Annotated in this window: 15 protein-coding genes; 6 read left to right on the top strand and 9 right to left on the bottom strand. The window is 63.7% G+C overall.

Annotation, left to right across the window (positions count from 1 at the left end; translation table 11 throughout):
* The first annotated feature begins 430 nt into the window (after positions 1–430).
* Positions 431–781: a MarR family winged helix-turn-helix transcriptional regulator gene (locus ABMA59_RS24705; RefSeq protein WP_349008062.1), complete on the top strand. Its 351-nt coding sequence runs from the start codon at positions 431–433 to the stop codon at positions 779–781.
* A complete protein-coding gene (locus tag ABMA59_RS24700) occupies positions 778–1638 on the top strand; it encodes a C40 family peptidase (protein ID WP_349008061.1) in 861 nt (286 codons plus the stop codon). The genes ABMA59_RS24705 and ABMA59_RS24700 overlap by 4 nt, the downstream gene beginning before the upstream one ends.
* An 18-nt stretch (positions 1639–1656) precedes the next feature.
* Here the strand turns inward: ABMA59_RS24700 and ABMA59_RS24695 are convergent, their stop codons facing one another.
* Both ABMA59_RS24695 and ABMA59_RS24690 read right to left on the bottom strand, forming a co-directional pair.
* On the bottom strand, positions 1657–2682 hold the full coding sequence (locus ABMA59_RS24695; protein ID WP_349008060.1) for an aldo/keto reductase: 1026 nt from the start codon (positions 2680–2682) through the stop codon (positions 1657–1659).
* 114 nt (positions 2683–2796) lie between these two features.
* A complete protein-coding gene (locus ABMA59_RS24690) occupies positions 2797–3741 on the bottom strand; it encodes a nucleoside hydrolase (RefSeq protein ID WP_349008059.1) in 945 nt (314 codons plus the stop codon).
* A 121-nt stretch (positions 3742–3862) separates the two neighbouring features.
* Here ABMA59_RS24690 and ABMA59_RS24685 point away from each other — a divergent pair, with 121 nt between their 5' ends.
* Positions 3863–4288, top strand: coding sequence for an Hsp20 family protein (locus ABMA59_RS24685; protein WP_349008058.1), 426 nt, complete (start codon positions 3863–3865; stop codon positions 4286–4288).
* 83 nt (positions 4289–4371) lie between these two features.
* On the top strand, positions 4372–4629 hold the full coding sequence (locus tag ABMA59_RS24680) for a BQ00720 family protein (protein ID WP_349008056.1): 258 nt from the start codon (positions 4372–4374) through the stop codon (positions 4627–4629).
* Between the two features lie 71 nt (positions 4630–4700).
* On the opposite strand, the gene ptsN is transcribed toward ABMA59_RS24680, so the two are convergent.
* The 7 genes from ptsN to def all read right to left on the bottom strand — a co-directional run bounded on the left by ptsN (position 4701) and on the right by def (position 10826).
* Positions 4701–5165 (bottom strand): PTS IIA-like nitrogen regulatory protein PtsN, encoded by a 465-nt coding sequence (gene ptsN / locus ABMA59_RS24675; protein ID WP_349008055.1) that lies wholly within the window; start codon positions 5163–5165, stop codon positions 4701–4703.
* 65 nt (positions 5166–5230) lie between these two features.
* Entirely contained in the window at positions 5231–5809 is a 579-nt protein-coding gene (hpf, locus tag ABMA59_RS24670) for a ribosome hibernation-promoting factor, HPF/YfiA family (RefSeq protein ID WP_349008054.1), read from the bottom strand.
* Positions 5810–6072: 263 nt separating this feature from the next.
* Positions 6073–7593 carry an RNA polymerase factor sigma-54 gene (rpoN, locus tag ABMA59_RS24665; protein WP_349008053.1) on the bottom strand — a complete coding sequence of 507 codons (1521 nt, stop codon included), beginning with the start codon at positions 7591–7593 and terminating at the stop codon, positions 6073–6075.
* Positions 7594–7794: 201 nt separating this feature from the next.
* Positions 7795–8610 carry an LPS export ABC transporter ATP-binding protein gene (gene lptB, locus ABMA59_RS24660; RefSeq protein WP_349008052.1) on the bottom strand — a complete coding sequence of 272 codons (816 nt, stop codon included), beginning with the start codon at positions 8608–8610 and terminating at the stop codon, positions 7795–7797.
* Entirely contained in the window at positions 8610–9191 is a 582-nt protein-coding gene (locus tag ABMA59_RS24655; RefSeq protein WP_349008051.1) for an LptA/OstA family protein, read from the bottom strand. Before ABMA59_RS24655 ends, lptB begins: the two co-directional genes overlap by 1 nt.
* A gap of 14 nt (positions 9192–9205) precedes the next feature.
* Complete coding sequence (gene lptC, locus ABMA59_RS24650) at positions 9206–9895, bottom strand: LPS export ABC transporter periplasmic protein LptC (protein WP_349008050.1); 690 nt, start codon at positions 9893–9895, stop codon at positions 9206–9208.
* Between the two features lie 400 nt (positions 9896–10295).
* The gene (gene def / locus ABMA59_RS24645; RefSeq protein WP_349008049.1) at positions 10296–10826 is read right to left on the bottom strand and encodes a peptide deformylase; all 531 of its coding nucleotides are present in this window, start codon (positions 10824–10826) and stop codon (positions 10296–10298) included.
* Positions 10827–10929: 103 nt separating this feature from the next.
* Here def and ABMA59_RS24640 point away from each other — a divergent pair, with 103 nt between their 5' ends.
* Both ABMA59_RS24640 and ABMA59_RS24635 read left to right on the top strand, forming a co-directional pair.
* Positions 10930–12177, top strand: a complete 1248-nt coding sequence (locus tag ABMA59_RS24640) for a DNA recombination protein RmuC (RefSeq protein ID WP_349008048.1) — start codon at positions 10930–10932, stop codon at positions 12175–12177.
* Between the two features lie 93 nt (positions 12178–12270).
* Positions 12271–12399: a hypothetical protein gene (locus ABMA59_RS24635; protein WP_349008047.1), complete on the top strand. Its 129-nt coding sequence runs from the start codon at positions 12271–12273 to the stop codon at positions 12397–12399.
* Positions 12400–12729 lie beyond the last annotated feature (330 nt).

Here is a 12729-nt window from a genome sequence, read left to right as displayed (position 1 = left end):
AACTGTCCCCGGCACTTGTGCCTGTTCGGCCGCATATCTCCCAGGCCGTTTTCGGGTTTCCGAGTGGACTGGGTATTACTTTTTTCGGACCGCGCGACTTCTGGACTGCTGCGGCCTTTCTGCCGAAAGAAAGTAAACTGTCCCCGGCACTTGTGCCTGTTCGACCGCGCACCTCCTAGACCGTTTTCGGGTTTCCCAGTGGACCGGGTAAAACTGTTCCCGGCATTTGTGCCTGTTCGGCCGCGCACCTCCCAGAGCATTTTCGGGTTTCCAAGTGGACCGGGTATTACCTTTATCCCTCAAGCCCACCCGTCCGGCTCGGAGCTTTCCGGGGATAAAAGGAAACTGTCCCCAACATTCAGCCGTTTCCGTCGTCATAGGACAGCCCTATCATAACGCCTCCGAAACGATTTTCTGCCAGAACCGGACGATGCCGATCTCCATGCGTCCGACCCAGGCGTTGCGGCTCTGGCAGCAGGTCGCCCTGTCGGAGGTGCAGGGGAACATGCCCGACCTGTCGATGCGGCAGATGGCGATCCTGCTCACCGTCTATCTCGATCCGCCACCGCATACGGTGCGCGGCCTCGCGGGCCAGCTCGGCGTGACCAAGCCGGTGATCACGCGGGCGCTGGATACGATGGGGGCGCTCAACCTCGTCACGCGCCATCGCGATGAGCAGGACCGCCGCAACGTGCTGGTGCGCCGCACCGTCGAGGGCGCGCTCTATGTCGAGCGGTTCGGCGATGCTATCATCGCCGGCGCCAGGGAGCTTCCGATTTGACTATCCGAGACAAACGCCTTCACGCCTTTCGGCCGGATCTCGCCGACCTCCGCCTGCAGGGAGAGGTCGACGCGGAACGATTCGTGGAAGGCCGCCCAGCCAGGATAGGGGCGTCGGTGGCCGACCTGCGCGCGGCGCCGCGTCCGGATTCCGGCATCAACACCCAGCTTCTCAGGGGCGCATCGGTCACGGTCTTCGAAGCGGCCGAAGGTTTCGCCTGGGTCCAAGCTGCCGACGACGGTTATGTGGGTTACCTCGCCGACAGCGATCTCGGATCCGTTGATCCCGCGCCGACCGACAAGGTCGCAGCCCCGCGCACCTTCATCTATCCCGGCCCGGATCTCAGACTGCCGCGCAGCGGAATGCTGTCGATGGGCGCCGGCCTCACGGTTGTCGGACATGCCGAGACGCGCGGCACGCGCTACGCGCTGCTGCCGTCCGGCGAGGCTGTCATCGCAGCGCATCTCTGCGCGATCGACGCGGCCGCCGCGGACTATGTCGCCGTCGCCGAGGCGCTGATCAACACGCCCTATCTCTGGGGCGGCGTTTCAGGTTTCGGCATCGACTGCTCGGGACTGGTTCAGCTTGCCATGCGCATGGCCGGACGCCAGGTGCTGCGCGATACCGATATGCAGGCGGCCACGCTTGGCGCGCCGCTCGACCTCGGTCCCGCCTGTGAGGGATTGCTTCGCGGCGACCTCGTGTTCTGGAAGGGCCACGTCGCGATCATGACCGACGCGGAGACGATGATCCACGCCAACGGCCACACCATGCTGGTGTCGCGCGAAGGCCTCAAGGACGCCATCGACCGCATCGGCTATCTTTATGGCGGGCCGACGGGATTCCGCCGGCCGTGAGCGCATCCGCGCCGATCGTCAGACCGGCAGGGGATTGCGGTTCGTGAAATCGAGCTGGTGCCAGTAGGGATAGGCGCGGTCGCGCGCGCTCGCGGCGTCGAGCGTCGCCACTTGCTGCGTCGTCAGGTTCCAGCCGACCGCGCCCAGATTCTGCCGGAGCTGCTCTTCGTTGCGCGCGCCGATGACGATATTGCAAACGCTGGGGCGCTGCAGCAGCCAGTTGAGCGCCACCTGCGCGACCGTCCTGCCGGTTTCGGCCGCGACGCTGTCGAGCGCGTCGACGACGCCGTAAAGATATTCGTCGTCGACTTTCGGACCGCCCTGGGCGCCGCCGTTGGCGATGCGGCCTTCCTTGGATGCCTGTCCACGGCGGATCTTTCCAGTGAGGCGACCCCAGCCGAGCGGGCTCCACACCATCAGGCCGACGCCTTGATCGAGGCCGAGGGGCATCAGCTCCCATTCGTAATCGCGGCCGATCAGCGAATAGTAGCCCTGGTAGACAGCGTAGCGGGCAAGCCCATATCTATCCGACGTGGCGAGCGCCTTCATCACATGCCAGCCGGAAAAATTGGAGCAGCCGATATAGCCGATCTTGCCGGCGGTGATCAGGTCGTCGAGCGCGCGCAGCGTCTCATCGACGGGCGTCAGCGCGTCGAAGCCGTGCATGAAATAGAGGTCGATATGGTCGGTGCCGAGGCGCTTCAGGCTGGCCTCGCACGCCCTAACCAGATGGAAGCGCGAGGAGCCGACATTGTTGACGCCTTCTCCCTTCTGGAAGGTCGCCTTGGTGGAGATCAGCACCTGGTCGCGTCGCCCCTTGATGGCCTGCCCGAGCACCTCCTCGGAGCCGCCCTGCGAATAGACGTCGGCGGTGTCGAAGAGGTTGAGCCCCGCCTCCAGGCAGACGTCGACCAGGCGGGTGGCCTCGGCGACATTGGTGTCTCCCCATTTCCCGAAGAAGTCTCCCGATGTGCCGAAGGTGCCCGTGCCGAGGCTCAGTACCGGGACTTGAAGGCCGGAACGGCCCAATTGCCTGAATTCCATGTTGCCGATCTCCTGATGTCGGGACGAGACATGATCCCGTGACAAGCGATGAGGGAGGAAATGATTGCGTGGGCCTTGGCAGGCCCACGCTCCATCAATATCCGGCAGCGGAACTTAGGGCAATCGCGCCAGCCGCTCCGTCAGCAGCGCGTAGAACCCCTCATGGTTGATATCGCGCATGTAGGTGACATTCTTCTCGCGTTTGGTGACCCCCCACCAGTCGGCGACGGTCATGCCCATCGTCAGTTCCGACGCGGTCTCGACCGAGACGTTGATGAAGCGCCCCGTGAACAACTCCGGCTTGAGCAGGTACGCGATCACGCATGGGTCGTGCAGCGGGCCGCCGTCAGTGCCATATTTGTCCTCATCGAAGCGTTCGAAGAACTCCAGCAATTCGGCGGTGGCGACGCCCACCCTCGTGCCGAGCGCGCGGAAGGCCGCGATACGCTTGGCAGTGGTCAGCGCCTTGTGGGTGACGTCGAGCGGCATCATGACGATGGGCGCGCCGCATTTAAGCACGATGTCGGCCGCGTGCGGGTCGACATAGATGTTGAACTCGGCGGCCGGCGTGACGTTGCCGCCCTCGAACAGGCCGCCGCCCATCAGCACTATCTCCTGGATGCGCGGCACGATGCGCGGCTCGCGCGACATCGCCAGCGCGATGTTGGTAAGCGGACCGAGCGGGCAGAGCGTGACCGCTGCCGGGGCCTCGCCCATGATCGTCTCGATGATGAACTCGACGGCGTGCTTGTCTTGCAGCTTCATCGTCGGCTCAGGCAGATCCGGGCCGTTGAGGCCGGTTTTGCCGTGTACCTCCTCCGCGGTGACAAGTTGCCGTACCAGCGGCCGGATCGCCCCGGAAAACACCTTGGTCTCGGGCTTCCCTGCAAGCTCGCAGATCTTCATCGCGTTCTTCTGGGTGAGGTGCAGCGGCACGTTGCCGGCGACCGCGGTCAGCCCGAGCACGTCGAGTTCCGGGCTGGCCAGCGCCAGCAGGATTGCCACGGCGTCGTCCTGGCCGGGATCGGTGTCGATGATGATCTTGCGCTTGTCGGGCATTTCGTTTCCTGGGTTTTTATGAAGGCTTGAAGTCTGTGGCGGGGCAAACCATATCCAGATCGACGGGAAAAGTGCCATCTGGATTTTTCCCCGATATGTCGCTCGATGAGGACAAAATAACATGAGCCGGATGCCGCCTTTCTCGAGCCCGCTTCTGCTCGGGTTTGACGCGATGGAAAAGACGCTCGAACGTCTTGCCAAGTCCGGTGACGGCTATCCGCCCTACAACATCGAACGGATAGGCGCTGCCGAGGGCAATCCCGAAAAGCTGCGCATAACGCTGGCGGTCGCGGGGTTTTGCGACGAGGACCTCGAAGTGACGATCGAGGAGAGCCAGTTGGTCGTGCGCGGCAGGCAGCGGGACGACACGGAGCGCGACTTTATCCACAGGGGTATTGCCGCGCGACAGTTCCAGCGGACTTTCGTGCTGGCGGACGGTATGCGGGTGACCTCGGCTGAGCTCAGGAACGGGCTTCTGTCAATCGATCTCGACCGGCCACAGCCTGAGAGGCTGGTACGGAAAATAAACATTTCGGTGAAAGACTGATTCGAACTCGCTTCGAAATCCGCTGGAACCGAAAGCTCTAAAGCGGGTTGGTCATGAGGATGCCCCGCGAAAAGGAGGCTGCAATGACGAGTACAGACACCAGACCGGTCGTAACGCAGGCCGATCTCGCCCACCTTGGCGAAGGCACAGTGGCCTATCTGCGCGAAATGGGCTCCGAAGAGCTGAAGGGCAAGTTTCCCGGCCTTCCCGAGATTCAGCCCGGCTTGAGGCTGTGGGCGCTGTTTGCCGCCGACGGCCGCCCGATCCTGCTCTCCGACGAACGTGAGCGCGCCATTGCCGGCGCCATGGAGAACGATCTGGTCCCCGTCGCGCTCCACTGAGTTTGCGACGAACGAAGAACGGGCGGCATCCGCCGCCCGCAACTCTTTCCTTCACAGCGAATCGTTGATTCTCAGGCGGCGTGCGATGTCGGCGCCGATGCCAGCAAGGCATGGATGGCTGTTGCGTCACGCGCGCCGCGCACCTTCGCGACGGTATCGCTATCCCGCAGCACCCGCGCTATTCGCGACAGCGCCTTGAGATGGTCTGCACCGGCGCCTTCCGGAGCGAGCAGCAGGAAAACGAGGTCGACGGGCTGGTCGTCCAGCGCCTCGAAATCGACCGGCTGCTCCAGCCGCGCGAAAACGCCGGTGATCTGCTTCACGCCCGACAGCTTTCCGTGCGGAATAGCAATGCCGTTGCCGACGCCGGTCGAGCCCAGCCGCTCGCGCTGCAGGATCGTGTCGAAGATCTCGCGCTCCGGGATGTGGGTAATTGCGGCGGCGCGCTCGGCCAGCAACTGCAGAAGCTGCTTCTTCGAGTTCGCCTTCAAGGTCGGCAGAATAGCCGGCACCTGAACGAGATCGCTGAGATCCATGCCAAAGTCCTCTTCCTAACCCGAGCCGGTCGCGCTGAGCGTCCTGGCCGAAGGCTTCCCCGTTTTCAAGCCTGAGCGGATCTCGTGGTCGACGGATCGATCCAGCCGATATTGCCGTCCGGCCGGCGGTAGACGATGTTGACCTGGTCGTTTCCGGCGTTGCGGAAGACGAAGACGGGGCTTTCCTTGGTGTCGAGTTCGATCACGGCGGAGGCGACGGACATGGTCTTCAGCGCCATGGTCGATTCGGCGACGATGGCAGGCGAATAGTCGTCGGCGACTTCCGCCTCGTCGTCCTCGGAGATTGCCGCCATGACCGTATAGGCGACGTCGGTGTCCTTGCCATTGCCGCTGCGCGACTTCAGCCGGCGCTTGTAGCGGCGCAGGCGCTTTTCGAGCCGCTCGGCCGCGCCGTCGAAGGCGATGATCGGATCCTGCGCGGCGCTGGTCGCCTGCAAGGCGGCGCCGCTGTCCAGGTGGATCATGCAGTCGGCCGTGAAACGCGAGCCCGCCTTGGCGACGGTGACATGTCCGGCGAATCCTCCGTCGAAATATTTGTCGATCGTTTCGCCGATGCGCGCTTCGATGCGGGAGCGGAACGCATCGCCGATATCCATGTGCTTCCCTGAAATACGCAGGCTCATGAGATAGCCGACCTTCCTGTTCAGTCTTCCAACGCGAGTGAGTTTATACCGGTTGCTGGAGCGCACAAGCATGACAGCGCTCTAGCTATCGCGACGGCAGCCCTTCTCAATTTTCAGGTTAGCCACTTGCCGTCCCTCGACGGAATTCCGTCCGGTCCATGGGCGCGGGCTTCTAGTCAGTTCGGATAGGCTTGTCAATGAAAGGCCGGACGCCGCAACGGAAGCCGGGAGGGTGGCTGCGCCAAACACAATCCGGCGAAGCCCTAGCGGCCCGCCGTACTCATCGCGCGCTTTTCGCGCCGGCGCTGCACCGAGGACGGAATGTTCATGCCTTCCCGGTACTTGGCGACCGTGCGGCGGGCGATGTCGATGCCGTCCTTCTTCAGGATATCCACAAGCGCGTCGTCCGAAAGCACGTCGTCGGCTTTCTCCTCGTCGATCATCTGCTTGATGCGGTCGCGCACCGCCTCGGACGAATGCGCGTCGCCGCCGCCGGAGGAGGCAATGGAGGCGGTGAAGAAATAGCGCAGTTCGAACACGCCGCGCGGCGTAAGCATATATTTGTTGCTGGTGACGCGGCTGACCGTCGATTCGTGCATGCCGATCGCGTCGGCGACGTTGCGCAGGTTGAGCGGGCGCAAATGCCGGATGCCATGCAGGAGGAAGGCGTCCTGCTGGCGTACGATCTCGGTCGCGACCTTAAGGATGGTCCTCGCCCGCTGATCCAGGCTGCGGGTCAGCCAATTGGCGTTCTGCAGACACTCGGCGAGGAATTCACGCTCGCCGGGATCCTTCGCCTGGCGTGAAACCTGGTTGAAATAAATCTGGTCGACCAGCACGCGCGGCAGCGTTTCCGCGTTGAGTTCCACGGTCCAACTGCCGTCGCTGGCGGCCTTCACCTCGACATCGGCGACGATCGTATCCACCGAGCCTCCGGAGAAGGCAAGCCCCGGCCGCGGGTCGAGCGCCCGGATTTCCCTGAGCATGTCGAGGAGATCTTCCTCGTCGACGCCGCACAGCTTCTTCAAGGTCTGGAAATCGCGGCGAGCCAGAAGCTCCAGATTGGCGACGAGGGCGCGCATGGCCGGATCGAGGCGGTTCATCCGCGCAAGCTGCAAGGAGATGCACTCCGCCAGGTCGCGGGCAAACAGGCCGGGCGGATCGAAGGACTGGCAGGCCGACAGCACCGCCTCGATCTCGCGGGTGGTTGCGCCGAGCCGCGCGCCGATCTCGGCGACGTCGCCGCGGAAGTAGCCGGCTTCGTCGAGACCGTCGGTGAGTTCATGGGCGATTAGCCGCCCGGCGGGATCCTGGATGCCGAAGGCGATCTGTTCGCCGACATGGTCGCGCAAGGTCAGCCGCGCCGCGGCCACGTCTTCCAGATCGAAGCCTTCGGTTGCGCCGCCACTGCCGGTGCCGGCGGATTTCCACTGGGCGGCAAGGTCCGGTCCCAATTTGTCGCTGGTGCCGGGATCGTCGGGGAAGACGTTTTCCAGCGATGTGTCCAGCCGGTCCGACATCGATTCCGCCGTCGCCGAGCCGCTTGCCTCGTACCAGCCGTCGTCGAGCACACCGTCGTCCCGGTCCTTCTGGACCTGGTCGGTGGCCGCGTCGTCCTGCGGCTCCTCGACCCTTTCGAGAAGCGGATTGCGCTCGATCTCCTCTTCGACGAATCGTTCGAGTTCGAGATGCGTGAACTGAAGCAGCTTGATCGACTGCATCAGTTGCGGCGTCATGATCAGCGACTGTGACTGCCGCAATTGCAGTTTGGCCGATAGTGCCATGTCCGCTCGTCTTGCTCCTGAACCCTACGCCACGCAGAGGTCCGCCACGGTTCGCGGCGGGACGGGACAGTCGGATAATGAACTGGCCCGGCTTTTGCTTGTCAAGGAGAACAGGGGCGAAAAACCTTTACCGCTTCGTTAGCGGGCCGGATTTTCCTGCAACTGCCCGACCGGAAACGAATGAAATCGTGACCGGTCAGATCAGAGCGCGAAATCTTCGCCGAGGTACAACCGCCGCACATTGGCATCCGCGATGATGTCCTCGGCGCTTCCGTGCTTCAGGATTTCGCCGCTGTGGATGATGTAGGCGCGGTCGATGAGCTTCAGCGTCTCGCGGACATTGTGGTCGGTGACCAGCACGCCGATGCCGCGCGTCGTCAGGTGGCGGACGAGCTGCTGGATATCGGCGACGGCGATCGGATCGATGCCGGCGAAGGGCTCGTCGAGCAGCATGTAATGCGGCCGGCTGGCCAGTGCGCGGGCGATTTCCAGCCGCCGCCGCTCGCCGCCGGAGAGCGCCATGGACGGCGCCTTGCGCAGATGCGCGATGTGGAATTCATCGAGCAGCGCGTCGAGCGATTTTTCGCGCTCCTTGCGGCTGGGCTCGACGACTTCCAGCACCGCGCGGATGTTGTTCTCGACATTCAAGCCCCGAAAGATCGAGGCCTCCTGAGGCAGGTAGCCGATGCCGAGCCGGGCGCGGCGGTACATCGGCATCGAGGTTATGTCGAAGCCGTCGATCTCGATCTTGCCCTTGTCGACGGGGACGAGGCCGGTGACCATGTAGAAGCAGGTGGTCTTGCCGGCGCCGTTCGGTCCGAGCAGGCCGACCGCCTCGCCGGCGCGCACGCCCAGCGACACACCATTCACGACCTGCCGGCCCTTGTAGCTCTTGGTGAGCCCGGTGGCGATCAGCGTGCCTTTCAATTCGGCGGCATGCCTGCTCACGGCCGGGGCCGCGGGCGCAATGCGGAACCGTCCCGACAAGCGGGACAGCAACGATTCTCCGGATGTCATCAGGGCTTCTGTGTACCGGGCGTGATCGACATCATGACGCGGCCACTGCTGTTCGTTTCCGACTTGCAGCCCTCGACTTCCGCGCGGCCGGTCTTCATGTTGACGGTGAGCTTGCAGCCGACCAGGGCGTTCTTTCCTTCCGAAAGCACGACTTCCTTACCGGAAAGCACCAGCACCTGGCTCGCCATGTCGAACGTGCCACGATCGCCCGTGGCGACCTGGGTGTTGGATTTGATGTAGACCTTGTCCTCGACTTCGAGCCGGTCGATGTCGGCGGACCCTGTCGCTGCCGAACCGTTTCCGTTGTTGGCGTAGAACACAGTCATCTTGCCGGCCTTCATCAAGGTCGGCCCCTGCGTGACGTTGACGTTGCCGGTGAACAGCGCCTTGCTCTCGCCGTCGATCACTTCGAGGCGGTCGCTTTCGATCTGGATCGGCAGACCGCTGTTGATGCTCAGGCCCTGCAGCCGCCCCGTTGCCGTATTGGGCGCGGCAGCCTCCTGTGCCTGGAGCGGCAAGACCGGCAACGCCAGCAAGGCGATTGCGGCGCAAGCGGACAGGCTGAAATTTTTCCCGATCATCCCCTTATCCATCCTTACTGGCTTGCCGTATCTTTCTTCGGCAGCACTATATGCACCTTAACGCGCTTGTCGAAAACCACGACCTTGCCGCGGTCTTCGACGGACATGGCGCCCGACGCGATCGACCCGCCCTTGTAGTGGACCTCGACCGGCTTGTCGGTCGACATGCGGCCGCCGCTGATGTCCACCAGGGCCGAAGCGAGCTTGGCCACGGCGCCGTCCGACGTGGTGATGTTGATGTCGCTGTTGACGTCGAGCGTGTTGGCCATGCGGTCGAACAGGCCGCGCTCCGTGTCGATCGTCGCTGTCCGGCTCTGGTCGAGCGGCAGCGTGGCCGCGATGCCCTGGAGTTCCACGACTGCGTCGTTGCCGACGTCCTGGACCGCGCGCAGCGCGCTGACGGAATAGGGGCGGTTGTCGTTGGTGAAGCCTTCGAGCTTGGGGCTTTCCATCACCAGCTTGCCATCGGAGACCGCGGTAGCGTCTGCCGTGATCTCGGCCGCCGGTGTTGACCTGTAGGATTGCACGAAGAAGGCGGCGGCCATGACCACGGCCAGCGAGGGCAGCGCGATCTTGAGGATGCCGACCATGCGCGAATGACGCGCGGCATTGTGGAAGATGGCCGAACGCTCGGCCACGGTCGTGCTTGGTCCGACCACGGCTTGCGTGGATGCGTCGGTCGACTCTGGCGATCTTGCCAACATTGCGTACCTGTCTCGTGTCGCGGCGCGAACCGTGGTCGTCGCGCTGGATCACCCTTTGACTGACCGCGATCAACGTGCCGAAAGCCACGAAATTATGGCTAACTGCCTGATACCGTTCGACCCTCCCCCCTTCCGCACGCGCGGAACAGGCCGATGCGGGGATTCCGTCCCAACCGGTTGCAGGCGCTTTTTGCCCACCCTCGATCTCGCGTGCTCGCCAAAGGAAATTCGGCTGTCACGCCTGGACACTCGCACAATATGGTATCTTTGAACGGATTGTCAGCCCTCCCGAGCCACGGAAACAGGGGGCATCGACAGTTTTTCCTGACATTGGCGACCAAAGGATGAACGCTTTTACCTGCGTTCAGGCGGGCAAATCACGCCGAAGCGACAGAAACGGTCACCCTGCCATGCGACTCGGCGGGCGATCCTTGGCAAGCTTGCGGAACTTGCGCACCACGATGTCGCGCTTCAGCCGCGAGATGTGATCGATGAACAGCACGCCGTCGAGATGATCGATCTCGTGCTGGAGGCAGGTGGCGAGAAGGCCTTCGGCCTTGACCTCCCGCTCCACCCCGTCGAGGTCGAGATATTTCACCCGCACCGAGGCCGGGCGTTCGACCTCCGCGTAATAATCCGGGATCGACAGGCAGCCTTCCTCATAGGTGGATCGTTCGTCGGATCGCTCGACCATCTTCGGATTGATGAAGACCTGCGGCGCCTTGGGCTCGTCTTCCTTGGCCAGGTCGATGACCAGCATGCGGATCGGCTCGCCGACCTGGATCGCGGCCAATCCGATGCCCGGCGCGTCATACATGGTCTCCAGCATGTCGTCGGCGAATTTGCGCAGCGGCGCATCGAAGCGCTCGACCGGCTTGGAAACCAGGCGCAGCACCGGATCGGGGAGGATAATCAGCGGCTTGATCGACATGCGTTTCAGGTAATGGCTTGCGCGAAAGGCGTCAACGGGGAGAGGCTGATGACGTTCCTGTTTTGATCTGTCAGCGGCCGGCGAATCGGCTATCCTCGCCGGCATGACCGATTTTGCCCAAATCCTCGACCAGCCGGTAGCTCAGTTCGGCACGACGGTGCTTACGCTCGGCCAAGCCCTGGCTGGCTTGGCGACGCTGTTCCTGGTTCTGCTGCTGATGCTCGCCGTCGCGCTTTGGCGCTCGGCAAAAGCGCGCGCCGTTGCCGCCGCCGAGGCGGCAGACCGCGCACGCGACACGGAGGCCCGCATGGCCGGCATCCTGCAGGCGCAGGCCGAGATGCAGGGGCGCATGAGCACCGTGGCCGACGTGCTCGGCGCGCGGCAGGCGGAACTCAACCAGTCGATCGGCCAGCGCCTCGACGCCATGACCGGCCGCATCGGCCAGACCATGGCGGAGCAGACGAAGTCGACGCACGAAAACCTCGCCCGCCTGCAGGAGCGGCTGGCGGTGATCGATACCGCGCAGAACAACATCCAGTCGCTGGCCGGGCAGGTGGTGCAGCTTCAGGCGATCCTGTCCAACAAGCAGACGCGCGGCGCTTTCGGCCAGTCGCGCATGGAGGCGATCGTCGCCGACGGCCTGCCGCAGGGTGCCTACGCCTTCCAGGACACGCTGTCCAACGGCAGCCGGCCGGACTGCACGGTGAAGATGCCGAACGGCGCGCCGCCGCTCATCATCGACGCGAAATTTCCGCTCGAGGCGTGGAACGCCATCCGTGCCGCGGCGGAGGTTGACCAAAGCGGCGAGGCGCAGCGGGCGGCGCAGCAGGCGTTCCGGCGCGACCTCGACGTGCATATCAGGGCGATCTCGGAAAAGTATCTGCTGCCAGGCGAGACGCACGATACCGCTTTCATGTTCGTGCCGTCGGAATCGATCTTCGCGGAGATCCACGAGAATTTCGAGCCGGTCGTCCAGCGCGCCCATCGCGCCCGCATCGTCATCGTCTCGCCTTCGCTGTTGATGCTGTCGATCCAGGTGATCCAGTCGATCTTGAAGGACGCCTCGATGCGCGAGCAGGCGCATCTCATCCAGGGCGAGGTGGTGCGGCTGATGGAGGATCTGGGACGCATGGACGAGCGCGTGCGCAAGCTTCAGGCGCATTTCGGGCAGGCGAGCAAGGACATCGACGACATCCTGATCTCGGCTTCGAAAGTCGCAAAGCGGGGCCAGAAGATCGAGGCGCTGGAATTCGGCGATCCGCCGCCGGCGATCGAATCGGAGCCGGCGCGTGGCGCGCAGAGCAAGACGGGGCAGCTTCGGCTGCGGGTGGTCGAGGAAGGCTCCGCCTGATGCGTGTTGAGCGCAGTCCGCCTGCTGCATGACATCTTGCGCGGCGGCAAAACTCCTGATTCATTTGAGGCAGGATCAACAGGAGGACCGGATATGGCCAAAGGCTCTATGCGACCGGGCAAGGAAGCCCGAAAACCCAAGAAGGACGCCAAGAAGCCGGCAGCCCCGCCCGTGCTGCACGCACCCGCCGTGCCGGCGATGAAGATCAAGGAAAAGAAATAATCTTCTCCTGATCTTGCGCATCTCCGTGGCCGCTCCGTTTCCGGGGGCGGCCGTGACGCCTTGTTTGCGCCCCCCTCGGTGAGGGCGAGGGCCGACCCATTCATCCGCCAACAACAGTCTTTGCGAGGCGCTTGCCACCGGTGTGACGTCTATGGTCACGTTCCGTTGCCGGGACGCCGAGACAGTGTCCGCCGCGACGGCGGCGGAGTCGGGCGCGCGACCTCGGGTTGAGATGATCCTCGCGCTGCTGTGAGGTGACTTTCCAGTCCCGCCGTACAAAAACCGAACCGTCGCCCTAGATTGCCAAAATCCTGGGGGACTCTAGGGCGC

Origin of the sequence: Mesorhizobium yinganensis (genome assembly GCF_040081985.1) — a bacterium.
In the GTDB taxonomy this organism is placed as follows: domain Bacteria; phylum Pseudomonadota; class Alphaproteobacteria; order Rhizobiales; family Rhizobiaceae; genus Kumtagia; species Kumtagia yinganensis.
The sequence above is the reverse complement of the archived record's forward strand: the minus strand, read 5'-3'. Positions and strand labels throughout refer to the sequence as shown.